Origin of the sequence: Nostoc sp., from assembly GCF_036917775.1 — a bacterium.
Taxonomy (GTDB): domain Bacteria; phylum Cyanobacteriota; class Cyanobacteriia; order Cyanobacteriales; family Nostocaceae; genus Nostoc.
On the sequence record NZ_JBALEQ010000133.1, the window covers coordinates 1 to 25,842 of the forward strand.

22 protein-coding genes and 1 pseudogene are annotated in these 25,842 nt (G+C 41.3%); 13 read left to right on the top strand and 10 right to left on the bottom strand.

Annotated elements, in window-relative coordinates; translation table 11 throughout:
• The coding region (locus tag V7K69_RS26955; protein WP_335040131.1) for a tetratricopeptide repeat protein at positions 1–496 on the top strand (496 nt) is incomplete at its 5' end.
• Between the two features lie 345 nt (positions 497–841).
• Here the strand turns inward: V7K69_RS26955 and V7K69_RS26960 are convergent.
• Positions 842–1,231: a PIN domain-containing protein gene (locus V7K69_RS26960; protein WP_335040133.1), complete on the bottom strand. Its 390-nt coding sequence runs from the start codon at positions 1,229–1,231 to the stop codon at positions 842–844.
• On the bottom strand, positions 1,218–1,463 hold the full coding sequence (locus V7K69_RS26965) for an AbrB/MazE/SpoVT family DNA-binding domain-containing protein (protein ID WP_335040136.1): 246 nt from the start codon (positions 1,461–1,463) through the stop codon (positions 1,218–1,220). Before V7K69_RS26965 ends, V7K69_RS26960 begins: the two co-directional genes overlap by 14 nt.
• Positions 1,464–2,330: 867 nt before the next feature.
• Between V7K69_RS26965 and V7K69_RS26970 the strand changes: the two genes are divergently transcribed.
• The 3 genes from V7K69_RS26970 to V7K69_RS26980 all read left to right on the top strand — a co-directional run bounded on the left by V7K69_RS26970 (position 2,331) and on the right by V7K69_RS26980 (position 9,660).
• On the top strand, positions 2,331–3,668 hold the full coding sequence (locus V7K69_RS26970) for a P-loop NTPase fold protein (protein WP_335040138.1): 1,338 nt from the start codon (positions 2,331–2,333) through the stop codon (positions 3,666–3,668).
• Positions 3,638–8,836 (top strand): nSTAND1 domain-containing NTPase, encoded by a 5,199-nt coding sequence (locus V7K69_RS26975; RefSeq protein ID WP_335040140.1) that lies wholly within the window; start codon positions 3,638–3,640, stop codon positions 8,834–8,836. The genes V7K69_RS26970 and V7K69_RS26975 overlap by 31 nt, the downstream gene beginning before the upstream one ends.
• Before the next feature lie 404 nt (positions 8,837–9,240).
• Positions 9,241–9,660: a response regulator gene (locus V7K69_RS26980; RefSeq protein ID WP_335040142.1), complete on the top strand. Its 420-nt coding sequence runs from the start codon at positions 9,241–9,243 to the stop codon at positions 9,658–9,660.
• 124 nt (positions 9,661–9,784) lie between these two features.
• On the opposite strand, the gene V7K69_RS26985 is transcribed toward V7K69_RS26980, so the two are convergent.
• The gene (locus tag V7K69_RS26985) at positions 9,785–9,958 is read right to left on the bottom strand and encodes a hypothetical protein (RefSeq protein WP_335040144.1); all 174 of its coding nucleotides are present in this window, start codon (positions 9,956–9,958) and stop codon (positions 9,785–9,787) included.
• A gap of 345 nt (positions 9,959–10,303) precedes the next feature.
• On the opposite strand from V7K69_RS26985, the gene V7K69_RS26990 reads away from it, so the two are divergent.
• The gene (locus tag V7K69_RS26990; protein WP_335040146.1) at positions 10,304–10,873 is read left to right on the top strand and encodes a DUF2854 domain-containing protein; all 570 of its coding nucleotides are present in this window, start codon (positions 10,304–10,306) and stop codon (positions 10,871–10,873) included.
• 253 nt (positions 10,874–11,126) lie between these two features.
• On the opposite strand, the gene V7K69_RS26995 is transcribed toward V7K69_RS26990, so the two are convergent.
• Positions 11,127–11,387, bottom strand: a complete 261-nt coding sequence (locus V7K69_RS26995) for a chlororespiratory reduction protein 7 (RefSeq protein ID WP_335040148.1) — start codon at positions 11,385–11,387, stop codon at positions 11,127–11,129.
• 704 nt (positions 11,388–12,091) lie between these two features.
• Between V7K69_RS26995 and V7K69_RS27000 the strand changes: the two genes are divergently transcribed.
• Positions 12,092–12,292: a hypothetical protein gene (locus V7K69_RS27000; RefSeq protein WP_041565700.1), complete on the top strand. Its 201-nt coding sequence runs from the start codon at positions 12,092–12,094 to the stop codon at positions 12,290–12,292.
• On the top strand, positions 12,280–13,305 hold the full coding sequence (locus tag V7K69_RS27005; RefSeq protein ID WP_335040151.1) for a PleD family two-component system response regulator: 1,026 nt from the start codon (positions 12,280–12,282) through the stop codon (positions 13,303–13,305). The genes V7K69_RS27000 and V7K69_RS27005 overlap by 13 nt, the downstream gene beginning before the upstream one ends.
• 16 nt (positions 13,306–13,321) lie before the next feature.
• On the opposite strand, the gene V7K69_RS27010 is transcribed toward V7K69_RS27005, so the two are convergent.
• Positions 13,322–14,527: a histidine kinase gene (locus V7K69_RS27010; RefSeq protein WP_335040153.1), complete on the bottom strand. Its 1,206-nt coding sequence runs from the start codon at positions 14,525–14,527 to the stop codon at positions 13,322–13,324.
• 624 nt (positions 14,528–15,151) lie between these two features.
• Between V7K69_RS27010 and V7K69_RS27015 the strand changes: the two genes are divergently transcribed.
• From V7K69_RS27015 to V7K69_RS27030, 4 genes are all read left to right on the top strand, one after another.
• Positions 15,152–15,328 (top strand): hypothetical protein, encoded by a 177-nt coding sequence (locus tag V7K69_RS27015; protein ID WP_335040155.1) that lies wholly within the window; start codon positions 15,152–15,154, stop codon positions 15,326–15,328.
• 832 nt (positions 15,329–16,160) lie between these two features.
• Entirely contained in the window at positions 16,161–17,555 is a 1,395-nt protein-coding gene (locus V7K69_RS27020) for an S-layer homology domain-containing protein (protein ID WP_335040158.1), read from the top strand.
• 316 nt (positions 17,556–17,871) lie between these two features.
• A complete protein-coding gene (locus V7K69_RS27025) occupies positions 17,872–18,951 on the top strand; it encodes an SGNH/GDSL hydrolase family protein (RefSeq protein WP_335040160.1) in 1,080 nt (359 codons plus the stop codon).
• 13 nt (positions 18,952–18,964) lie between these two features.
• The gene (locus V7K69_RS27030; RefSeq protein WP_335040176.1) at positions 18,965–20,008 is read left to right on the top strand and encodes a M42 family metallopeptidase; all 1,044 of its coding nucleotides are present in this window, start codon (positions 18,965–18,967) and stop codon (positions 20,006–20,008) included.
• Between the two features lie 636 nt (positions 20,009–20,644).
• Here the strand turns inward: V7K69_RS27030 and V7K69_RS27035 are convergent.
• From V7K69_RS27035 to V7K69_RS27045, 3 genes are all read right to left on the bottom strand, one after another.
• Positions 20,645–20,860, bottom strand: coding sequence for a DUF4351 domain-containing protein (locus V7K69_RS27035; RefSeq protein WP_335040162.1), 216 nt, complete (start codon positions 20,858–20,860; stop codon positions 20,645–20,647).
• A 90-nt stretch (positions 20,861–20,950) separates the two neighbouring features.
• A complete protein-coding gene (locus tag V7K69_RS27040; protein WP_335040164.1) occupies positions 20,951–21,136 on the bottom strand; it encodes a hypothetical protein in 186 nt (61 codons plus the stop codon).
• 76 nt (positions 21,137–21,212) lie between these two features.
• On the bottom strand, positions 21,213–22,085 hold the full coding sequence (locus V7K69_RS27045) for an S-methyl-5'-thioadenosine phosphorylase (RefSeq protein ID WP_335040167.1): 873 nt from the start codon (positions 22,083–22,085) through the stop codon (positions 21,213–21,215).
• Positions 22,086–22,670: 585 nt separating this feature from the next.
• Here V7K69_RS27045 and V7K69_RS27050 point away from each other — a divergent pair.
• Complete coding sequence (locus V7K69_RS27050) at positions 22,671–23,795, top strand: metallophosphoesterase family protein (RefSeq protein ID WP_335040169.1); 1,125 nt, start codon at positions 22,671–22,673, stop codon at positions 23,793–23,795.
• Positions 23,796–23,923: 128 nt separating this feature from the next.
• Here V7K69_RS27050 and V7K69_RS27055 read toward each other — a convergent pair whose 3' ends face one another.
• Positions 23,924–24,355: a nucleoside deaminase gene (locus V7K69_RS27055; RefSeq protein ID WP_335040171.1), complete on the bottom strand. Its 432-nt coding sequence runs from the start codon at positions 24,353–24,355 to the stop codon at positions 23,924–23,926.
• Positions 24,356–24,371: 16 nt separating this feature from the next.
• On the opposite strand from V7K69_RS27055, the gene V7K69_RS27060 reads away from it, so the two are divergent.
• Positions 24,372–25,295 (top strand): nucleoside hydrolase, encoded by a 924-nt coding sequence (locus V7K69_RS27060; RefSeq protein WP_335040174.1) that lies wholly within the window; start codon positions 24,372–24,374, stop codon positions 25,293–25,295.
• 51 nt (positions 25,296–25,346) lie between these two features.
• On the opposite strand, the pseudogene V7K69_RS27065 reads toward V7K69_RS27060, so the two are convergent.
• Positions 25,347–25,703, bottom strand: a pseudogene (locus V7K69_RS27065) (toll/interleukin-1 receptor domain-containing protein); the annotation flags it as partial.
• Positions 25,704–25,842 lie beyond the last annotated feature (139 nt).

A 25,842-nucleotide genomic window follows, 5' to 3' on the forward strand; every position in this document is an offset into this window, starting at 1 on the left:
TTACATCCAAGCTTTGGCACTCAGGCGCAAGCTGCTGGGTGAAGAACATCCAGATGTCGCCATTAGTCTCAACAACCTAGCGGCACTCTACCGTTCCCAAGGCAGATACAGCGAAGCCGAACCCATTTACATCCAAGCTTTGGCACTCAGGCGCAAGCTGCTGGGTGAAGAACATCCAGATGTCGCACAAAGCCTCAACAATCTAGCAGTACTCTACTTTTCTCAAGGCAGATACAGCGAAGCCGAACCCCTTTTAATCCAAGCTTTGGCACTCTGGCGTAAACTGCTGGGAGAAGAACATCCAGATGTCGCCTCTAGCCTCAACAATATGGCAAAACTCTACTACTTACAAGGACGTTACACCGAAGCTGAACCGTTGTATTTGCAAGCTTTGGAGATTTTTGAACAACGATTAGGGGTAGATCATCCCTCGACTATGAAGTGTTGTGAGAATTTAGCAACTCTTCGCGATCGCCTTCCCCAAAATCCAGAATAAGCTAGTTTTGTGCAAAGCGTATCGTGATAAAACTGAAAAGCGCGTTAGCGGAGCTTACCGAAGGTATCGCTTTAACTCGGAGTGTCGTGTTCTGAACTCGGAGTTTCGTGTTCCAAACGAGAACGTTCTTGTTTCAAGTGAGAATGTTTTTGTTCTAAACGAGAACGTTCCTGTTCCTAGTGAGAATATTTCTGTTCCAAATGAGAACGTTCCTGTTTCAAGTGACAATGTTTTAGCTTTAAACTCGGAGTTTCGCGTTTTGAGGTGGAATGATGTTGTTATAAAGGCAAACGCTCTAGTTTAAAGTGTAAATCGACAAGCGATCGCCTGGTTTAGAAATGAACATTACTCAAATAAATCAAATCCCTTTTCGCTTCTCAACTTTCTGTCAAAAGTTGCTGTTGAATTACAACCATAATCTTGAGCAATTGCACCAATTAAATAGTCAGAAAAATCTGCACTTCCCTGCTTAAATCGCTGTAATGCTTGATAAACTACAGAGCGATTTTCTAACTCAAACACCGAACATTGCAGCATCAAGTCTATGGTATTACTAATTTCTTCTCTACTAAATTGATAAGGGTTCCCGCGCAAAACCCATACTAATTCACAGAGAACTATATTAGCAACAAAACATTGCTCTCCACTTTCAATAATTTCAGCAGCTTGCTTCCACTGCTTTTCATCATCTTTTGTCAAGTAACGCACTAAAATATTTGTATCAAGTCCAATCACTTGAACCTTCTTGGATTGCTACTTCCATTTCTTCTAAAGTTGCGCTTTTCATCCCCGGACGGTGTAAAATCCCGGATAAACTTTGGATAGGGATATTTAGGGGAATTAGTTTGACTGTTCCATTTTCATCAATAACAAAATCAACCTTATTACCTGGATCAAGATTAAGATAATCCCGAATTTCTTTGGGAATAGTTACCTGTCCTTTGCTGGTGATGGTAGCGCTAGCCATACGCACGTTCCTTACATCAGTTCCTTACTTAAAGATAACGTCTATTGACTAATCCAGAAAGCAATATCTACGACGGGCGTAGCTGCGGCACTTATCCAGTTGTAAATGATGGTGTTGTCAATTTATTGTAAACCCATAAGCGATCGCCTAGACTAAAATTCATATTGAACTAAGTAAAAATGCCATTCAACTTACTCAAAATGAGCTTTTACTTTCTCAAAAGCAGCTTTTACTTACTCAAACCGCAGTTTGCTTACTCATTTTGGTGTTTTCCGCAAGCAAAATAAGCTTTTACTTACTCAAACTCCAGTTTGCTTACTCATTTTGGTGTTTTCCGCAAGCAAAATAAGCTTTTACTTACTCAAACTCCAGTTTGCTTACTCATTTTAGTGTTTTCCGCAAGCAAAATAAGCTTTTACTTATTCAAACTCCAGTTTGTTTACTAATTTTGGTGTTTTCCGCAAATAAAATAAGCTTTTGCTAAAAGTCCTATTTTGCAAGGATTGTAGATTATTCTCTCGCAAAAGTGATAAAAGCTCTTTAATAACTCAAGCTGATGACGGGTTCAAGAGAGCTACAAAACTGTACTTAACAGTACCTTTTTTTATGTTGGATATTTTTAATATTCATAAGAGTAGCTTATTTAATATTAGGGACTCTTGTTATTTGTACTTATGGTAGTATTTCTGCTTACTTTAACTAAAATATCAGCGTTACTATGTGCTACATCTAACATATATGAACAATTATTCTGAATGCTGCTAGTTTAGTTAGTAGTTGGATGAAAATAAGGCATAAATTTCCTAAAATCAATATATTTATCCACTAAATTTTGTCATCCCCATTCTTGAGTGAACTTGATTAGTTATGCTCCTAGATTTAGAAAGATTTTATCAGGCTTGCAATCCGAGCAGACCTCTAATCATAGGAAACGCCAGCGATCGCAGGTACTATATTGATTTTGCTGCGGTGCGGGGTGGCAAAATTATCGAAGCTTTGCAGCGCACGATCGCTAAAATATCGCCCGATGAACCAACTTGTCAGCTATTTACAGGACATCTTGGCTGTGGAAAATCAACGGAATTGTTGCGCCTCAAAGCTGAGTTAGAAGCGCAGCAATTTCATGTAGTTTACTTTGAGTCTACCCATGTCTTAGAAATGGCAGATGTGGATGTGACTGATATTTTGTTGGCGATCGCAGGACAAGTAAGTGAAAGCCTAGAAGCCATGAAAATTAGGCTCAAACCTGTTTACTTTACCAAGTTGTTTGGTGAAATTGTGGATTTTCTGCAAACGCCAATTGACTTGGGGGTAGAAGCAGAATTGTCTGTAGGGATTGCCAAAATTACAGCCAAAACTAAAGAAAGTCCCCAATTGCGGCGGCGGTTAAGAGATTATTTAGAACCGCGAACAGCAAACATTTTACAGTCAATTAATCAGGAATTGCTAGAACGTGCCACCAAGGAACTAAAAACTAGAGGTAAAAAAGGACTGGTGGTTATTGTTGATAACTTGGATAGAGTTGCAATTCGACCTTTACCATCGGGGCGATCGCTGCCAGAATACTTATTTATTCAGCGTGGTGAACAGTTACGCAAACTAAATTGTCATGTAGTCTACACTATTCCTTTAGCTCTGACTTTCTCCAACGATAGCGCCGAACTTCAACATCGTTTGGGGGGAGGAGTCGCCCCAAAAGTCTTACCGATGATACCTGTACGTTTGCGCTCTGGAGAGATTTTTCCTCAAGGGCTAGCAATGTTGCGGCAAATGGTTCTAGCTAGAGCTTTTCCAGACATTTTACCTAGCGATCGGTTAGGCTTAATTACAGAGGTGTTTGATAGTTTGGAAACCTTAGATCGGTTGTGCTTGATTAGTGGTGGTCATGTCCGCGACTTGCTAGGGTTACTGTTTGACTGTCTGCGAGAACAAGATCCACCTTTTGAGCGGGAGTGTGTTGATTTGGTGATTCAAAGACAGCGAGATTACCGAGCTAATGCGATCGATCCTCATGAGTGGGAACTAATCTTTCAGGTGGTGCAACAGCAAAGAGTTAGAGGTGATATAGAATACCACACTTTATTGCGAAGTTTATTTGTATTTGAATACCGTGACCATCAAGGAGCTTGGTTTGCCGTCAACCCAGTTTTAGCAGAGACGGAAAAATTTAAATCATGGTTGAACGACACCCACAAGCAGATATAAGAGCAGCTAATGAGCGGGCTTTACGGAGTTTGGGGAGAGCAATTGCCCTTTCTAGTGGTCAATTCTCTCTGGTTTTGGTGTGCTGCAATTATCGAGTTTTGCAAGAACTTATGCTGCAACGACTCGAAGAACTCTCTTCAGGAGTACACCATATTCAAAAGGTAATTCTGCCGCATAATGCTAGAAGTCTTTACACAAGTATTCATTTACAACTGGTAACTGAAGAGAATCCGCCATCGGCGTTGATGATTTTGGGTTTAGAGTCAGTAGATGGAATCGACGATTTACTGAGGTCTATCAATCATATTCGTGATGAATTTCGCAAACGCCACCCATTTCCAATGATTGTGTGGGTGAATGAAGAAGTGTTGCAAAAGGTAGTCCGTTTAGCACCAGATTTTGCGAGTTGGGCGGCTACACCGATTCGGTTTGAGATGACAACTCAATCATTGCGGCAATTTTTGCAACAGGAAACGGATGCTTTATTTGCCACGGTGTTACCAAGCGATGCTGGACAACACCAACCTCCTCAAGTTGCCAAGCATTATTTCACTGTGGAGCAAGTCTGGAAAAATAGCTATGAACTCCACTTTGCGATTGAAGAGTTGCACAATCGTGGGATTACCTTAGAGCCAGAATTACACGCTAGTTTAGAGTTTGTTTTTGGTCTAGATAATTATATTAGCGATCGCATCAGTACAGCTTTAAGCCATTTTCAGCAAAGCTTGCAAGTTTGGCAAAAATTAGAGGAAATAGGGGGAGCAGGGGAGCGGGGGGGCAGGGGAGCAGGGGGAGATGAGAGGGTATTTTATTCGTCTGCGCCTCCATCGCCCCCATCGCCGCTACCTTTGCGACAGGGAATCTTGCTGTTTTATATTGGGCTATGTTATTGCCGTTTCGCAGAGCAAAATCAAACAGAAAACCGTCGTCATTGGTACACAGCTAAATCTTATTTTCAGCAATGTTTGAATGTTTTACAGGTGGCTGGGCGCTTAGATGTAGTTGCTGGGTTTATTAGTCAACTCGCTGAAGTTTTGCAATATCTGCAAGAGTGGGAAGAATTGCAGACAGTTGCCCAAAAGTCTCTGGAGTTGCATCAAACTTATGGTAGTCAAATTCAATTAGCTTGTGACTACGGTTTTCTCGCACAAGTGGCTGTGCAACAGTCTCGGTGGGTACAGGCGAGTATACTAGCCCATGTATCGCTGTTGAAATTAGGTGAAGCGCAAAAGCACAACGATCCTTATAACTGCTTATTTCCCTTACTGTTAGCGCAAATTTACTATTTAGTGTTGGCGAAAGCCCAGCGAAATTTGGGTGAATTGGTAATCGCTCATGAATACTTAGAAAAAGCAACAAAAGAATTGTCAGCAGCTTTAGAAAGCAGTGCCCATCAATACGATGCCCATCGTTATATTCGCTTATTGCGGACACTGCGATCGCTATACTTTGAAGAAGGGCGCTATTTAGAAGCCTATTACATTCGACAGAAACGGCGTTCTGTTGAGCAGCAGTACGGTTTTCGGGCTTTTATTGGTGCAGGGCGTTTGCAACCCCAAAGACAGGCGACAAACCCAGCATTGATGTCACATTCTGGGAGTAGCAGCGTTGCTTTAGAAATTGCGGCTTCTGGTCGGGAGCGTGATATTAATAACTTAATTGGCAGAATTAGCCGCGCCGATCAAAAGCTGACGGTGATTCACGGTCAATCAGGGGTAGGTAAGAGTTCTATTGTCACTGCTGGTTTAGTTCCAGCACTGCAAAATCGAGCTATTGGCGATCAAATAGCTGTGCCTGTAGTATTGCAAGTTTACACCGATTGGGCGCGGGAATTAGAGAAATCTTTAAGTGAGGCAATGACTCATGACGCATCCCTTGCCGTCTACACTGATATTAAGCTAGAAGCAAACATCGAAACTGCGGAGGTTTTGCCCTACTCTCCTACACCCATCACCATCATCAGAATTTTACAACAACTCAAACAAAATGCTGATAACCACCTGATTACAGTTTTAATTTTTGACCAGTTTGAAGAATTTTTCTTTGGTTATAGCGATCGCAAGCAGAAGCAAGAATTTGATAAATTTATTAGTGATTGCCTGAATATCCCCTTTGTCAAAGTTATCCTTTCATTACGAGAAGATTACTTACATCGTTTGTTAGATTTTAAACATCTTTCGGCACTAGAAGCGATTAATAATAATATTCTCGACAAGCATATTCGCTACCAGTTGAATAATTTTTCGCCAGAATATGCTAAAGCAATTATCCAAAAATTGACCGAGCGATCGCAGTTTAATTTAGAACCAGCTTTAATCGATGCCTTAATCGAAGATTTATCCACAGAATTTGGAGAAGTCCGCCCCATTGAATTGCAAGTTGTCGGAGCGCAAATTCAAGATGAGCGAATCACGACTCTAGAAGAATATCAGCCATATAGACCCAACAAACTCATCGAGCGATATCTTAAGGAACTGATTAAAGACTGCGGCCCAGAAAATGAACGAGCTGCGTTACTCGTCTTATACTTATTAACAGATGAAAGTAACAACCGACCATTTAAAACTCGTGCTGAGTTAGCGGCGCAATTAGCAGAATTAGAAGATGCTAGCAAATTAGAGTTAGTATTAGACATTTTAGTACGCTCTGGTTTAGTAGTACTATTCCCTGATGTACCAGAACGCTATCAACTGATTCACGATTATTTAGTAGACTTAATTCGCTACCTGCAACAACAAGAATCAAGTTTACAGGTACAACTAAATCAGTTGCGCTACAAAGTAGAACAAAGTAAAGCTGAGATTGAGCGACTTAAAAGCGAACTTAGCCAAAAAAAGCAGCGTTCCATATTAGTAGAATCTCATCCCCAGCAGGGATTAGATTTATTAACAGAATTGCGAGAATTACACAAGCGAGAAGAATTGAGTCAGTTACAAATTGAGCAATTACGAGCGGAACTAAAAGAAAAAGAATTAACAGCAAAACTTGCAGAAAGTCAAAAGAAACAAAGACTTAGTGAAGCTCAATTAAATCGTTCATTGAAAATTGCCCTAACTGCTTCCGTTCTCGCCATATTGGGATTAAGTGTTTCCATCGTCACAGCAGTAGATAGTGAAATTAAAACCCTCAGTGCATCCAGTGAAGCCCTCTTTGCATCGCAAAAAGGTATTGATTCTTTAAAAGAAGCTTTAAGGGCGGGAAGAAAATTACAACAAATAGTTTGGGTAGATTCCTATACCAGAGAGCAAGTACAGACGGCGCTTTATCAAGCCGTTTCTGGGTTGAAAGAATATAACCGCTTGGAGGGGCATCTATCTGGAGTAAATAATGCTACATTCAGTCCTGACCGCTCCTTAATTGCCTCAGCTAGTGCGGATACTACAATTAAACTTTGGCTTCCCGATGGTAGCTTGTTCAAAACCTTATCTGGGCATGAAGATGTAGTTAATAGTGTCAGTTTTAGCCCCGATGGTCAAATTATTGCTTCCGCTAGTCAAGATAAGACGGTGAAACTTTGGAGTCGAGAGGGTGTATTACTTGTTACTCTATTAGGTCATCAAGGTGTAGTGAATAGTGCCAGTTTTAGCCCAGATGGACAGATTATTGCTTCTGCAAGTACAGACAAGACAGTAAAACTGTGGAGTCGGGATGGAAAACTGCTCAAAACCTTGCCAGGACATGATGGTGCAGTTTTGAGCGTTGCTTGGTCAACTGATGGACAAACCATTGCTTCTGGGAGTGCTGACAAGACAGTGAAATTGTGGAGTCGGGATGGTAAGCTGCTCAAAACCTTGCAGGGACATGAGGATGCAGTCAAAAATGTAGCTTGGTCGCCTGACGGTCAAATTATCGCTTCTGCTAGTTTAGACCAGACAATCAAACTGTGGAATTTAGAGGGGAAATTACTGCGAACCCTATCAGGGCATAGTGCTGGAGTTACCAGCGTCAGTTTTAGCCGTGATGGTAATACCATCGCTTCTGCAAGTACCGACGAGACAATCAAACTTTGGAGTTTTGAAGGTGTGCTGCTAGGAACCCTGAAGGGACATAATAATTGGGTTAACAGCGTCAGTTTCAGCCCAGACGGTCGCACCCTAGCTTCTGCAAGTCGGGACAAAACTATTAAACTCTGGCATTGGGACGATGTGTTATTGCGAAAACCCAAAGCCGATAATGATGACTGGATAACTAGCATCAGTTTTAGCCCAGGCGATCGCACCTTAGCAGCAGGGAGTCGAGACAAAACTGTAAAATTATTCAGCCGCGAAGGTAAACTACTCCGTACTTTTACGGGGCATGAAGGTCAAGTTTGGGGAGTTAATTTCAGTCCAGATGGTAAAGTAATTGCCTCGGCGAGTAAAGATCAAACAGTGAAGCTTTGGAGTGCTGACGGTAAACTGCTCAACACCTTACAAGGTCATAATAGTACCGTCTTGAGTGTAGCTTGGTCGCCTAATAGTCAAGTAATTGCCTCGGCGAGTAAAGATAAAACAGTAAAGCTTTGGAGTCGAGATGGTAAGCTGCTCAACACCTTTCAAGGACATAAAGATGCAGTGAATTGGGTAAGTTTTAGCCCAGATGGTAAATTGCTAGCTTCAGCCAGTGATGACAAAACATTAAAAATCTGGAGTTTACAGGGTAAGTTGCTATATACCTTAATTGGTCATAGCCGCCGGGTAAACGGGGTTGCTTGGTCGCCTGATAGTCAAGAAATTGCTTCAGTTAGTATTGATAGCACAGTCAAACTTTGGAGCCGGGACGGTGATTTGCTAAATACTCTCGCAGGCGATGGCGATAGTTTCATTAGTGTAAGTTTTAGCCCCGATGGTAAAACTTTAGCAGCTAGCAGTGATGACAAAGTGAGGATTTGGAACCGAGAAGGGACATTACTTATTACTTTGAAAGGCTATGAAGCTGAGTTAACCAGCGTCAGTTTCAGTCCTGACGGTAAGACTTTAGCTGCGGGTAGTGGTAACGGCACAGTGATTTTCCAGAATTTAGCAGATATTCAACTAGATAAATTACTGGCACGGGGTTGTTATTTACTCCATGATTATTTGCAGACTAACCAGAAGGTCATGAAAAGCGATAGCGGAGCGTTAGCGAGTCCGCGAGCGTCTGGCTCCGTCAACACCAAGGGCGATCGCGCCTTGTGTTCTGGTAGGTGATGAAGATTTTCGAAGACCCCAAAATTGGTCGAGTTAAAGTGATGCGTTGGAGTGGGTTTCATTTCCTTCAATCGCCAAACCGAGCAATGGAAATCATTTGTGTCGATTAGTCCAAACTCAAGTTTGGAAGTTATCTAAGTTATTTGTCATAGGTTCACACAAAATTTATGAATCAGGATTCCAAATTCAGAATGAATTCTGATCAAAAAGCAGATAGCATAGGGATAGCGAGGCCGCTTACTCCTGCGGCAATCTTCCTAGTAAAAGCGTCTCCTAAAGAGTATCAAAATTACTGATTTCTAAATTCTGAATTCTTCTTCAATCACCCATTGGATAGAGTGAGTGCTGGCACGTGTTCCCATAGACTAGAGAGGTTATTCTGAATAAATTTGTCTTTCCCCTCAATGTTAATGTTATCCTGTGAGCTTTCTACCTTGCGTGTTCTAGTAGTTGATGACCATGAACTGACTCGTCTAACCTTACAATTGGTTTTTTCTTGTCAGGAGAATATTCAAGTAGTAGGTTTAGCTAGTAATGGTGAAGAAGCTATAGAAATGGTTAAACGTTGTCATCCTGATGTAATTGTTCTAGATTTACAAATGCCAGTCATGGATGGCTGGAGCGCGTCTAGCCAAATTAAAGCTATATCTCCGAACACTCAAATCCTTGCTTACTCCTCAGTAGAAGACGTAAATTTTCAAGGAACTAAGGCAATGTCTAGTTTTGATGACGTTTGCAAGAAAGATGTCCCGACAAGCGAACTGATTGCTTTAGTTAGGCGGTTAGGTCAGCGTGCAAAAGATGATTCAGTTGCAGGTAAATGATACAACTATACTGCTTCGCCAGGTCAGACTTAGTTAAATTTTGGGGATTTGAGAATATTATAGTAGTACGGAGCGTCGGTATTAGCTGAAGTTGACAGTTAAACCGACGCATTTGTGCTATTTTTTACTCTACCGGAATGGTGCGTTTAAATTCATCAATTAATTCATCTAGTTCTTCCAAAGCCTGATTTACGTCAACTCTCAATGTTCCCAAGTTTGGTTGCTCTAGCAGGCCTAATAGGTACTCGCGTTTACTTTGAACTGCAATAATTCGTTCTTTTATAGTCTGTAGATCCATTATTTTTTTCCATTTTTAACTACCTTTAAATTTTAAGTTAACTCAAAATCCAACATTTTGGGGCACTATACTCTTAGTAGTCCACTACACTAACTGTCTTCTCTAGAAACTCCTCATGTCTCCCGTACCCCTACTCAAAAGCAGGCTACGTGTAGCGTCTCTGATATGAGAAGTTTTAAACTAAGTAAGTCAGAAGCTCTTGACTTCTCTTTGTGTGAGTCTTAACCTGGCAATTTTGAGTTGGTTGAATTACTAATCTCTAGGGATGATGTTCTTCCCTAATTTGTTACTCATAGCCGATGATAATAAAACTGAGGTATTAAGAATTTATAATAATTTCAGCTCATGCTACGCCAAATCTCTTTGGGAACACTCGGTTTAACTATCGGTGGCATATTAACCATTATGGGCTTCGTTGCCTATGCTGGTAATAATGCCACACTCAATCTTGTCGGATTTTTTTACGGTATTCCTCTATTGTTGGGAGGACTGGCACTAAAAGCTAATGAACTTAAGCCAGTACCCTTTACCCAAGATACATCACCGTCAGCATTGAAACTGCGGGAACAGCAAGCAACTGATACTCAAAATAAAATTCGCAAAGATATCACCCGATATTGTTACGGTCAAGATGCTCATTTAGATACAACACTTTCTTTTCTGGGTTTGAGTCCCACAGACCAGGAACGGCCAACGGTAACAGGGTTACGAGAAGTAGAAGTTAATGGTAACTATGCCCTAATTTTAGAATTTGATTCACCGCTAATACCGATTGATGTATGGCAAAAAAAGCAGGAAAAAATGACTAATTATTTTGGGCCGGGATTGGAGGTTCAAATAACACAGCCATCTGAAAATACAATTGAGTTAGCGCTGATTAATACTCCAAAAGAGTCACTCGTCAGTAGTCAATAGTTAGGTACAAAAGTTATTGTTACCAAAACTTTATGGCTTGTCGTTACCCACATTTTACTTAAGTTCTCGACAAAGAAACCCTCTTTGTACTTAAGTTAACGGAAATTTTCACTTTCACATGGGATAGCATTAACCTAAGTGGGGACGCAAAACTTTGCGTCTCTACACGCCTAAAAATTGCCACGGATGATCATGTAAGTAAATTGTATGCTACATACAGCATTGACTCGTTTTTTTACCACTAACCAAAAAGTTACTTTTCTAAACGAACTGCATACCATTGTAAATATTGCCCAGGGCCAATATCTAATTCACAGCCGGTGTCGAGTAAATATTGTGCTTGAGCTTCCACAGTATTAAACTTTTGCAAGTCAGGCGGTAAATCTTGAATTATAAGTTGCTGGAGAGTCGTTCTGAGCTTTTCTAATAACTCTGATTGTGTCAAAAATTGCTCTGGTTTATTTGTCTCTAAAAGAACAAAATGATCTTGCTGATACATTAATGAATCTGGCATTTTAAAGATTTAGTAAATACAAATGGATTTGTTTTTTTGTAATAACGTCGGGTTATTTTTGTAGTCAAAGAAGGGTTGTTCTATCTATTTTACCTTCTTTTTGTGCAGTACTCATAATATTTAGCTCTTTAAGATATCCAGCTTAATTTAGTATGTTTGTCTATAAAATTAACTACTAAATTACTGTTTTTTAGAATAAAAAATTAATTTTTAACTTAACTAAATATAGTTAATCTGATGAAATAAGAATTTTTACTTAATTTATTAACTCAAAGTAATTCGACAAAAAAATTGAACTTAATTAAATCTTCACCTTATGTAATTATACTGAACTTTTATCCCCACTGCCCAATAGACTAAAGACATTTAAGTCAAGTGATATTAGTATTTAATATTAGCTATAACAATCCAAAGTTAAACGCAAGAAAATACGTAGATTAAAAATGCGTATTTTAAAGCCTTTCAGGAATTTAATCTCTCACGAATGATTTAGGGCTGCTATATTTTCTGAACGTACTTTGGCAACTGCTTTTCCCTGTTTTGCTAAGTTTATAAACTCACTAATTAAGGTGCGTATTTGCAATTTTCAAAAAAATTGCAATTTAACTTTAACAATGGGGAAATATAAAAGCAACACTTCCTCCCATAACCATAGCCGAACAAAAAGGTAAAAATTGCCTTCGCGTTCCAATTATAGATTGTCTATGCAACTTAGTTATCTACCGCTTGCTTGGCTCAAGAACATTGAGCAGTCTATTGTCAAAAAACAGTTGATTGTGAAGCCAGACACACCTTTGCCGCAAATTCTGGCATTGATGAAAAGAGCGATCGCTCCCATGCGATTGAGTTGCACAGCCTTTTTCAGAATAATCCTGCAAGTGGAAGGCAACTCATGTCAGGCATAAGCTCATTTTCTGTTTCTAAACAACCACCACTGATTCTAGTAGCTGATGATGACAAGACTATCCGAGTGTTGTTGCGTAAAGCTATGGAACAAGAAGGTTATCGAGTGGTTGAGGTCAATGATGGTAAGCAATGTTTAGATGCTTACGAGACTATCAAACCGGATATAGTGTTGCTAGATGCTGTAATGCCTGTTATGGATGGCTTTACCTGCTGTAAGCAATTGCTCCAAATTGCCAGGAATAATTTAATTTCAGCCCTTGCAACCTTTGATACTGATTCGGCTCTTAACAATACTGTCATCTCCAAAATATGGGAGCGCACTCCCATATTGATGATCACATGCTTGGACGATGAGGAATCCGTAAACCGTGCTTTTGATGCTGGAGCGACTGATTATGTTACTAAGCCAATTCACTGGCCTGTATTGCGTCAACGATTGCGCCGACTGCTACAGCAAGGACAAGTATACAAACAATTAGAGGCAGCAAACCAAGCTTTGCAGCACCTTGCCAATGTAGATGGCTTAACTGATTTGGCTAATCGTCGTCGCTTTGACGATTATCTTAATACTCAGTGGATTAATCTCGCCCAAGAGGAATCTCCTTTGTCAATGATTTTGTGTGATATCGACTATTTTAAATTTTATAACGATAAATATGGTCATCCTGCTGGAGATGTCTGTTTACAAAAGGTGGGTGCTGTCTTAAATCTGAAGGCGCAAAAACATCAAGATTTAGTAGCGCGTTATGGAGGCGAAGAATTTGCTGTGATTATGCCATACACCCATGCATCTGGTGCGGTTCACGTGGCCGCAACCATACAAGCGGGAATCAAAGATTTGCAAATTGCTCACGCCGGGTCTGAGGTGAGTCAGTATGTCACGCTAAGTATGGGCGTAGCGACTGTTGTCCCTACTTGGGAATCGTCACCTTCAGATTTGATTGTGCGAGCAGATAAAGCACTCTACGAAGCAAAGGCAGGAGGGCGCGATCGCTTTATCTCAAGTTTTTAATTGTCATTTGTCATTTTTAAGAAGGATAAACTGGCAGCGTGAAGTGGAACCATGCTCCGTTATTGGGGGCAGAGTCTACCCAAATTTGGCCATAGTGTGCCAGGATAATACGTTGGCATAAACAAAGACCAATGCCGTAACCTTCTTTACCTTCATCCCGTTGTAGGCGGAAGTGGTTTTCAAAGATGCGATCGCGATTCTCTACAGGAATACCAGGCCCAGTATCGCCAATACTAAACTGAACTTTTTGGGTAGTGCGGTGCAATCCCGAAACGCTAATCTTGCCACCTTCTGGGGTATATTTAATGGCATTATCTAACAGATTCACTAGCACTTGGCGGATGCGTTCTGGATCAGCATATACATAAGGTAAGTCACTAGGAATATCTGTTTCTACTTCTTGGGATTTGGCGGTGTAGCGATCGCACAATTCTTCGAGTACATCTAAAAAGACTTTACCTAATTGTACCTTTTGTGGTAATAGAGGAAACTCTGTATCTTTTCCCCGACCTACCTGCAAAAGGTCAGTAATCATTCGGTCAATGACCTTAGTTTGATTGCGGGCTTGTTTTAATAAATGTGCTGTCATTGATGGCTTGAGGCGCTGGAATTCCCCTGTCTCTAGATTGTAGTTAGATTGGAGAGTTTCCATTGCGATCGCGGCAGCAGTTAGAGGATTACGGAGATCGTGCGCTAGCATCGCAATCACCCGATCTTTAAACTGTAGCTGCTCTTGGAGGTTATCTTTTTCCTGTTTCAAGCGAAAAATTTCGTCTGAGAGTCGGATTAGTTCAGCAGAAACAGCCACTGAATGGATAGTAGATTTGGGTAATGTGGCGCGGCCATTGTCGTCCAGGCGTTCTTGCAAGTCTTCCTGTAATTTTAAGTAAGCGTCTACAGCGACTTGCCAGCGAGGCCACCAGTTTTTTAATTGCGCTATGATATTACTCCCAGCCAAAACCTGTCGTGGTTCAGGATGGATTTTGATTAAAGCTGGTGTTGCTACCAACTTAAAGTGTTCTGCTAAGTAAGGTTGTTGTCCAACATCGATAGTTTGAACTTCAAAAGTATACTCAGCCTGCAATTCTTTTAAGTAAGCACGTATTCGCTGCACTTGTTGGCGGGACTTAGGTCGTCCATCGACAAAAAGTAACAGTTGGAGTGGAGCTTCAGAATAAATAGGCTGATCCTGGGAAACTTGCATGTAATCGTGTTTCAGCACTGGTAACAACCCGGTGACGCTTTACAGAAAGTAAAATGGACTAACGGTTGTCGATGGTCGTTGTTTTGGTCTTCAATTTAATATCTATTTTAGATTTTCATACTGCTCTTAGTTCTGCATTTTTGACACTAAATATATCTTTTTCAGCCTTTTGCCCATTTTTGACTAACTTCATCTCCAAGAAACACCCAAGCCCCTTGAATATAAGCCTTAGTTTGCCCTGAATGAAAAATTGTCGCTAGAGTTAGCAGGTGAAAGGTTTAATACTATGTCAAATCGGCTAGTAAAGCAGTATGTCAAATTGACTACTCGCTTTCAACAAGCGATGCCTACGGCGGGCAAAGCCTACGCTCAACTAAACGCAGATGCTAATTGTATCTAATCTATCAGGAAGCTGTTAACTGTTTAGACCAAGTTTGTGGAGAGAGGGTTTTTTAAACGCCAGTGCATCCAATGAAGTGTCTTGTTTGCCTCAACCCAATCATTATTAGGATTAGCAAAACAGCTATAGCTAACAACTATGTACTGCCTATAACTTACGAAGCGTACTCTGTGCCCAGCCTTCCTAAAAGAAGACCTGCCTATTCTCAAGAGAATAGGGATGGGTTGCCCTAAGACAACCTTTTGGATAACATCGGGGCAATCGCACTTTTAGAGTCAGTACTTACTGCTTTCGAGGCTGCCAAGAAACTCTTGACTACAGCACAAGTACCACTTTCTCCAAAAAATCTACTTAGAGAAATTAGGGAAACTGGTGCGACACTTGACTGCTTTGCTTATGACCCCAGTTGCCAAGAATAACGAACTTACGCTAAGTCCCTGGAATTGCTGAACACTGGCATTTTCTGGCTATTGCCTTATTCAGCTTACCATCGTCAGATGAATAATTTCCAGAATCGATTTTAAGCCAGTGTTAGCGAACTTTAATTGATTTCCCTCTTTGGGTGAGGCTAAGGGGGCTTTATTCCTAGTTTATCACTTTAGGTGTTTAGTGATCGCATTAAGTTCGTGCATCTGGAAGCAGATTAAAGCTTTTGGTAGCTAAAATGTTCTTTAGCAAATTCCTAATCAGTTATCTGCTCTGCCAATTGAATATTTAGAGAAATATCTCAAAAATGGATTCTCAATCTAGTAGTCTTGCCATATTAATTTTGAGCAGCACTAAACTGCTGACTACAAACTCCTTTAACCTGTCATAATCCCTGTGGGCTTAGAGCCTCAAAATTATAAAACTCTTGTATAGCAAGTATTTCAGATTTATTTCTGTTTTTTTTCAAAAATGTTAGTTTGCCAGAATTTTTGGGAACTCTATAAATAAGCATGGGAATTATAAAAACCTAATGGCTGTAAAACGAAGACAATACGGTAGCTTTTGCTACCGTTTACTCATTTTTAGAGATATTAATAAAGACATTTACTAAGATAACGTGCTGAGTTGGTAGTGTCTTTTGCTGATACTGAGAGGCAGAAGCCGGGGGTAGGCGGTAGGGGGCAAGGAGTAAGGGATAGGGGCAGAAAAATTAGCTCTTTCCCCTCTGCTCCCTGCTCTCTTCACCTCTGCCTCTTCTGCCCAATGCCCAATTAATGAACAGTCTGCGCTAGGGTAGGAATTGAAACTCATTTGTGATTTCCTGTGCTTCCCTGTAAACGTCCAGCTGTATTTCTAATTTGGGCTGTTCTATTGACTTCCTTAACAGCCTGTGCTAACAGTCCAGTTGCCAAAAACCTTGAAGAATCTTTGGCGGCAGATCCGAAGCTGCAAAGCAATCAAGTTGTTTTTGGAGAATCTCAGAGTAAGCAACCACAAGCACAGCAAAACGATTCAACAGTTCAGTTACCATCTGATTTTCCCAAAGATATCCCCCTATATGCCAATGCCAAACTAGAGGAAGTAATACCTGCTAGCGGTTCAGAGAATAAAACCTCAACTCGTTGGTTGAGTTCTGACCCTAGCAACTTTATCGCTAGCTTTTATGGCAACCAGTTTAAAACAAATAACTGGCAGATTTTGCAACAACCAACAGATGATGCGGGAGGTACTTTTGAGGTACGTCGTAACGATTTACTGTTGAAGATTTCCATTCAGCCTAAATCAGTTACTAACGCTACACCCAATCAACCCCAAACCGCCACAGAATTACTAATTGATTACGTACCGAATAGTATTGCTACGGCACAAACTACCCCAAATACAAATTCTAACGAAACTACTAACGTCGTTCCTAAACCAGGAAATCCACAGTTCATTGGCCCAGTACCACCTGCAAACTTGGCAGCACAGCCACAAAGTACGGCTAATAACCAAACAACTCCTACAGCCACAGCCGAATCTCAAGAATTCAGCGATTTGAATAAAGTACCGCAAGAATGGCGGCAACACATCCAAGATTTAGCCGCATTAGGTGTTTTATCCCTAGAACCAAAGGCAACTAAGAGTAATTCTACTACCACAAATAACCAGTTTGAACCCGGTAAAATTGTTACACATCGGGAATATGCTCGTTGGCTAATTGCTGCTAACAATGCGATGTATGCCAGCAATCCAGCTAAACAAATTCGCTTGGCATCAGAAAGCACTCAACCAATTTTTAGTGATGTTACCGCAAAAGATCCTGATTTTCCAGCAATTCAGGGATTAGCCGAAGCTGGGTTAATTCCCAGTCCTTTGTCTGGAGATTCCACAGCCGTTTTGTTTCGTCCTGATGCACCTCTAACGCGCGAACAATTACTGTTGTGGAAATTACCCCTAGATACTCGTCAAGCTTTACCCTCTGCTAACTTGGATGCGGTAAAACAAACCTGGGGTTTCCAAGATGCAGCGCGAATTGACCCCAAGGCTTTAAGAGCAGTGCTGGCTGATTACCAAAATGGCGAGCAATCGAATATTCGGCGGGTGTTTGGCTATACGACTCTGTTTCAGCCCAAAAAACCAGTAACTCGTGCTGAAGCTGCTATGACTTTGTGGTATTTCGGCAGTCAGAGTGAAGGTGTGTCAGCAACTGAAGCTTTGAAGTTAAAGCGAAGTTAAAGCGATGTCTATGAAGGTTACGCCATTCTGTTGCGGTTAGTTTATCCGTAGCAGAAAAGTGGCAATGGCCCAAGCTTTAGCATGGAAAATTTGCGATTTCTTTGTAATAGACTAATTTTTTATCAAGAAAATGTAAACCTAAGTGTTTTCAGCGTTTTTACCTGTATTTGATGAATTTTTGAGGCATAGTTAGGTAAAACAACGTAAATTAACTCAATATACGTACTTAGTTTGAATTAACTCAAAAAACAAATTGCCAGCGATCGCCTTTTCATTACTTTAAAACAAACTAAAAAATACCACAGGTAAAACAAATATGAAAAAACAAGCTGTAGCCGCAGGATTTGTTCTCTTATCTTTCATGTTACCGCTCAAGGCGAGTGCAGCGAGTTTTAGCAAATTTTACGTATTTGGCGACAGCCTTTCTGATACTGGCAATGTCTTCGCTGCTACTGGTGGTTTAGTTGCTCCGACAACAGCTATTCCCCAAGACCCACCATACTTTCAAGGGCGTTTTTCTAATCAGCAGGTTTGGGTAGACTACCTTGGAGATCAGCTAGGATTAACACCCTCTCCATACATTACTTTAAATCCTAGTATTCCTAACCAAGGGATTAACTTTGCTGTCGGTGGTGCTAGTTCGGGTCAAGGTAATGCTGTTGTTCCTAATGCACCGTTACCAGGAGTACTGGAGCAAGTCAGTTTGTTGACGCAACCCATCTTACAAGCCAATCAGAAGCTTGATCCAAATGCCCTCTATGCTGTGTGGGGAGGCGCAAATGATTATGTGTTTGGTCAAGCGACTAATACGACTCAAACAGTTCAGAATTTATCAGATGCAGTAGAGTCACTTGCCTCAGCTGGCGCAAAAAATATTTTAGTCTTTAACTTGCCTGATTTGGGCAAGATTCCATTGGCATTCGCTACAGGTTCATCTAGCAACTTGACTGCTTTGACAAATCAGCATAACCAGCAATTAACACAGGAACTAGGCAAATTCAGCAATAACTCTGGTCTGAATCTGATCTCTGTCGATGTGTTTTCCCTATTTAATCAAATACAAGCAAATCCAGGGAATTTTGGATTTCAAAATGTGACTACCCCTTGTGTAGTGGGGAATTTACAGACAACCGTCAGTGTATGCTCCCAACCAAACGATTATTTGTTCTTTGACTCCGTGCATCCAACAACAGGCGTTCATAAGTTAGTTGCAGATGCTGCACTGGCGGCGATTGAGGCTAAGTCTGTTCCTGAACCTGCAATAAATTTGGGGATTTTAGCCCTTGGTGCTTTTGGTGCGGTAGGAGTATTGAAGCGTCAACAAAAAAGATCGGTACTTGTGTCAACAGGTCGGGTTGTTGATGCACAATTGTCTCATACAACAGCTGAAAACTAAACTAACTGTATTGATGTGGGATTACGATCGCTTATTTGAAATTATTGAAGAATTAGTTATGCACCACTCTCCTAGTGGTGCAGAAGCTGAGATTAACCAGTTGTTGATGCAAAAATTTGCGGCGCTGGGTGTGGAAGTCTGGTGCGATCGCGCCGATAATATTATTGCCAAGATTCCAGGGAAAAATCCAGACCGAGCGATCGCCATCACCGCACACAAAGACGAAATCGGCGCAATTGTCAAGAGTCTCGGTGATGAAGGTCGTGTCAAAGTCAGCAAACTCGGCGGTTCTTTCCCGTGGGTTTATGGCGAAGGCGTTGTAGATTTACTGGGAGATAACGAAACCATTAGCGGTATTCTCAGCTTTGGTTCCCGCCACGTTTCCCATGAATCGCCCCAGAAAGTGCAGCAGGAAGATACTACTGTAAAGTGGGAAAATGCCTGGATTGAAACGAAGCTCACATCTGCTGAATTAGAAGCAGCTGGCATTCGACCTGGAACTAAAATGGTAATCGGCAAGCATCGCAAGCATCCAATTAGGTTAAAGGATCATATTGCCAGTTACACTTTGGATAACAAAGCCTCTGTTGCGATTTTGCTAGCTTTGGCTGAAAATCTGAAACAGCCAGTTGTTGATGTTTATTTGGTAGCTTCAGCCAAAGAAGAAGTAGGAGCAATTGGAGCGCTATTTTTCACCCAAAATCAATCCTTAGATGCGTTAATTGCTTTAGAAGTTTGTCCATTATCCGAAGAATATCCAATTAAAGATGGGGAAAGTCCTATACTTTTATCTCAAGATGCTTATGGGATATATGATGAAGGGCTAAATGGACAACTACGCCAATGTGCCAAACAGTTGGATATGCCTGTGCAATTTACAATTTTGAGCGGGTTTGGTAGTGATGCTTCCATTGCCATGAAATTTGGTCATGTTGGGCGTGCTGCGTGTTTAGCATTTCCTACCCAAAACACACATGGCTATGAAATTGCTCATTTAGGAGCGATCGCTAATTGTATTGATTTGTTAAAAGCTTTCTGCGAAACTGAGTTTGAATGATATGTCAAGGCTTTGATTTGAAAGAGCGATGCCTACGGCGGTAAACTACGCATATCAACCCAAAATAGCTAGAAAAAGGTTTTGCAAAGTCTGAAGGTCTGGTTACTCAAGTCGGTCCTAACTTTTTAATCACTAGCCCTTTACAGCACTTCCGGCTATTATGAGGTACAGTAGCAGCAACTAGCAAACCAGTTTCTTAAATGTTGATGATTTATTAATTCGAGTGCAAGTGAGATTAGTTTATCAACCATTTCTGTCGTAGTTGGAGCAAAACTGCGTAAGAAAGATTTGAGTTGTGACCACCATAATTCAATTGGATTAAAATCAGGAATTTCAGCATTTGTTAGATGACTAAATTGTGGTTTTTCTCGCAGCTTCGGTTGTAAATTTCCATCAACTTTTTGTTGTTTTATAAGCTTTTGCACTAAACTCTTTGACACGGAAAATATGTTAGCTACTTTCCTGATTGAGATGTTTTTCTGAATATGTGCTGCAACTATTTTTTCTCGAAGATCGATAGAGTATGACTTGATAGGAGAGGGGCAAGGAGAAAACTATATTGCATATAGCCGGAAGCGCTGTAAAGCTTTTTCCTGCTGGATATCCTGATAAATTACAGACTCGTGCATAGCATCACTAACCTTGATTTTGCGCCAACCAAGCTTCTAAATCGCTTAAACCCGAAAAATCAAGTAAAGCCTCAGCCAAATTATCCAACTGTATTGAGTCTAAAGCTTGAATTTTCAATAGCTGTGCAGGTGGAACAGTTCCGACTTTACGGCGAAGTAGCCGTAAAACAATCGATAAAGCTTTTTCCTGCTGGATATCCTGATAAATTACAGACTCGCGCATAGCATCACTCCGTAATAACCTTTTAATCAGTTCCTTTATTTCAAATAATGGTGCGTTACCGAATAGCCCGTCATAGCGATCGCTTTTGCTCTAATCTAAATACAGCATTTCATTAATTCGTAGCAAATTAAATTTTGCAATCCCCTGCAATGCCATTGTGTTGGCTGACAATGCCAATGCGTCGCTTAACAATACCATTGCGTTGGCTAACAATGCCATTGTGTCGCCTGACAATCCCATTGTGTCGGCTAACAATGCCAATACATTCTCCTGCATTAAATAACGCTACGCTTTACGCAAAACTGTACCAAGAAACTGCGTAGGCGTAGACATTGCTCAATCACCACCAATACTACAAATACTTCTGTAACAATAACCCTAACTTTTCCTTCGTCGCGGCTGGTGCTTTATCCAACTGAGTCAAAATCGCATACTGCAACGCCGAATGCGCCTCACTGGTTGGCGGATTTTCACTCAAGCGCCGCACCGTTTCTTGAATCACCTTTTGAGCATTCACAGCATTCCGCAGCAAATTGCCAATCACCAATTCCACTGTCACACTGTCATGGTCTGGATGCCAACAATCATAATCTGTCACCAGCGCTAAAGTTGAGTATGCAATTTCCGCTTCCCTTGCCAACTTCGCCTCTGGTAAATTCGTCATCCCAATGATTGTTGCATCCCAACTGCGGTAAAGATTTGATTCTGCCTTAGTGGAAAAAGCTGGCCCTTCCATGCACACATAAGTGCCACCGCGATGGAGAGTAACTTCTGGTAAATTGAGAGATGCGATCGCATCTGCCAATACAGCAGCCAAGTTCTTACAAATTGGATCGCCAAAGGCAATGTGAGCAACAATTCCCTCACCGAAAAAGGTTGAAATCCGATTTTTCGTTCTATCAATAAACTGATCTGGCACCACCATATCCAGTGGTTTCGCCTCTTCCTTCAAGGAACCCACAGCACTAGCTGAAATTAAATACTTCACACCCAATTGCTTCATCGCGTAGATATTAGCGCGAAACGGTAACTCAGAGGGTAACAGTGTATGATTACGACCATGACGCGCTAAAAAAGCTACCCTTGTACCATCCAATGTTCCCAGAATCAAAGCATCAGATGGTGAACCAAAGGGGGTTTGGATATGCACCTCTTCGACATCTTTGAGCGCGTCCATTTTATACAGACCACTGCCACCAATAATCCCAATACTAGCTTGAGCCATGATCCTGAACCTGTTCCTTAGCGATCTGCTAAGTTATTTTACCGAAAAGGGGAGTAGCAGAGAAGCCAACAAAGAAAGCGATGTCTACGACAAGTGGTTCCTGAGCGCAGCCTCTCGTAGAGAAGGGCTACGCTTACGGATTTCGTGCTGCTAATACCATTTATTTATGAGGTTGCGCCAAACCCTTTTAACTTCTTCTTTCTTTCTTCGTGTCCTACCCTGCGGGAAGCCGCTCCGCGTCTATGCGTCCTTTGCGGTTCGTTTTTCTTTCTTATACCTAAATATGGTTTAGCGCATCTTCATACAGAATCGCTATAACAATATTGAATTGTTTGCGTGTAGAAAGAAGCGATCGCTCAGTTATTTAACCGTTGATTATTAAATCTTTAAAATCAAATCTCCGATAGTTTTTGCAGATTAATGGTTATATTCAGCCTCGAAATTAATTGTCACTATAGCGTGTAATCTATGTTTAATGTATACAAATATTAAGTAGATGCACTCCTGAGCAGCGAAACAAAGCAAGCGTTATACTTTTGGGAAAAGGCTTATTTTAACCCCTGCTTTTAACATTTTCATAAATCAATGACTCTCAATTTTCGCTTTGCGGTAGTCAGCGACTTACACCTGGCACTTCCTCACACAATCTGGGATCATCCTAGCCGTTTTCATCTGGTAGAAGTCAGTATATCGGCGTTTCAAAGTGTACTGGAACATTTAATACAACTCGATTTAGATTTCTTATTGTTGCCAGGAGATTTAACCCAGCACGGCGAACCAGAGAACCACGCCTGGTTAAAACAATGTTTAGCCAAGCTACCTTTTCCCGTCTATGTTGTTCCTGGTAATCATGACGTTCCCGTGATGTTGGCCGATCAGCAATCAATTGCTTTTGCGGATTTTCCCTACTATTACACGAAGTTTGGCTATGAAGATCCGCAGCAAATGTACTACATTCGTCAGTTACTCCCTGGAGTTAAACTGATTGGACTCAATTCTAACTCCTTTAATGACCAAGGTGAGCAGGTAGGGTCTTTGGATGCCAAACAGCTACGGTGGTTAGAAGAGGTGCTGACCGCATCTGTTGATGAATTAGTTTTGGTGATGGTGCATCATAATGTAGTGGAACATTTGCCCAATCAAGCGAACCATCCACTGGCAAATCGCTATATGTTGTCCAATTCAGCAGAACTGTTGCAGTTGCTGAGGCGCTACGGAGTCAAGCTAGTATTTACGGGGCACTTGCACGTTCAGGATATTGCTTACTCAGATGGAGTATATGATATTACCACTGGTTCTTTAGTGAGCTATCCTCACCCTTATCGGGTGCTAGAGTTTCATCGGGATAACCAAGGTAAAGAATCGTTGCAAATTGTATCCCATCGGGTAGAGTCAGTGCCTGATTTCCCCGACTTGCAACACTCATCGCGGCAATGGATGGGCGATCGCTCTTTCCCCTTCTTAATCAAGCTACTAACTCACTCTCCATTAAACTTACCACTATCACAGGCGAAAAGATTAGCTCCTAGTTTGCGAGACTTCTGGGCAACTATTGCCGATGGAGATGCAGTATTAGACTATCCCCAGTTTCCATTAGAAGTGCGTCGCTATATTGAGACTTATAGTGCATCAGCACAGTCCAACCCAGGTATGGCCACTGGTGGAACTCTTACACTGATTGACAATAACAGCACACTTTTGCTGCATTAGGAGTGATGAGTATCCGTGTGAAGGTAACTTTTTTGTCTGGGTTGAATGCTTGGCAGTGAATTACCTTCTTCTCCTATCAAAAGAAAGTCACCTTGACAAGGCTACTCCCAATTCCCAATTCCCAATTCCTAATTCCCAATATCTTCATTCCAAAGTTCGGGATTCGTTTCAATAAACTCACTCATCATTTGTTCGCAATCGTCAAGATTAAGATCAATTACTTCCACACCGTGAGATACCATAAATTCTTTAGCACCAGGAAAAGTTCTAGATTCTCCAACGATGACTTTTTTAATACCAAATTGCACCACAGCCCCAGCGCACAGGTAACACGGCATTAAAGTTGAATAAAGTGTAGTGCCTCTATAGCTGCCAACTCTCCCAGCATTGCGGAGACAATCGATTTCAGCGTGCGTGACAGGATCGCCATCTTGCACACGTTTATTGTGTCCTCTGCCGAGAATTTTGCCATCTTTGACGAGAACCGAACCAATAGGAATTCCACCTTCTTGTCTGCCTTGTTTTGCTTCTTGAATTGCAGCTTCCATAAACTCATCCATATTAATATCTCCTTTTATGTCAAAACAACTTGTATTAATGGATCACGATGGCGGTGTAGATGACTATTTGGCAACTATGTTGCTGCTGACGATGGATCATATCGAACTCCTTGGCATTGTTGTCACTCCAGCTGATTGCTACGTCCAACCGGCTGTTAACGCCACACGTAAAATTCTCGATTTGATGGGATTTTCTCATATCTCGGTAGCAGAAAGTACTGTGCGCGGTATCAATCCATTTCCTACTCTCTATCGCCGTGATTCCTTTATCGTTGACCATCTCCCCATTCTCAATCAAAGCGAAACCATTACTACGCCTCTAGTTGCCGAAACAGGTCAAGATTTCATGATTAAGGTGTTGCGTGAGGCATCAGACCCCGTAACGTTGATGGTAACTGGGCCGTTGACCACCGTTGCAGTAGCTTTAGACAAAGCACCGGATATTGAAGCCAAAATTCACAAAATTGTGTGGATGGGAGGTGCTTTGAATGTCGGTGGCAATGTAGAAAAAAGTTTAGAACCTGGACAAGATGGTTCTGCCGAGTGGAATGTTTATTGGGACGCGGTTTCAGCAGCGCGGGTATGGCAAACACAAATTGAAATTATTATGTGTCCTTTGGATTTAACTAACAATGTCCCAGTTACATCAGAATTAGTGCAAAAAATGGGGCGACAACGCCACTATCCCATCTCTGATTTAGCCGGACAATGTTATGCGCTAGTTATTCCCCAAGATTATTATTTTTGGGATGTGCTGGCGACAGCTTATCTAGCACACCCAGAATATTATCAATTACGCGAATGGGAAACAGAAATTATCACCACTGGAGTCAGTCAGGGAAGAACTAAAGTAGTTTCTGGCGGTCGGAAAATTTATGCGATGGATAAAGTAGATAAAGACGCTTTTTATACTTATATCTTGCAGCAATGGGCAAGATAAAAAACTAAAAATTAGGTGGCTGGCGTGATACTCAAATTGGTTCGCCACCTGCTATTTAGGTGTCACCATTAAGTAAAGAAGTTTGTCATTAAAATGAAGATCCTGCAATTCAGGGGGTGGAGGAACAAGTGGTGGCCCTTCAATGATTACAGGAATAATTTCGGGGGAACGCAATCCATCAGATCCTTGTCGTTCAAGGGCATATAATACTTCTTTATGCACCCACGGCGATTCTTTCGCAGCAGTAGACCAAAATAGTAGAAACAGATCGCATTCATCAATGTTGCGATAAAGTTCTTGCTCCCAGCGATCGCCAGGTTCTAAATTAAGGATATCTTGAAAAACTGTAATGCCACTTACAGCAAGTCCCTGCACCCTTTTAAGAACTTCTATCCGATCTTTAGAAGAGTAAGAGACGAATGCTTTTGTGTAATATCGAGCAACTTCTCCTACTAACTGGAGTTTAGACTAAGCCATGCAAAATGACCCAGCAGGGCTGAGTTAATCAGAGACTTAGCAAAAGTATGAATAATCTTAGGTATTAAAC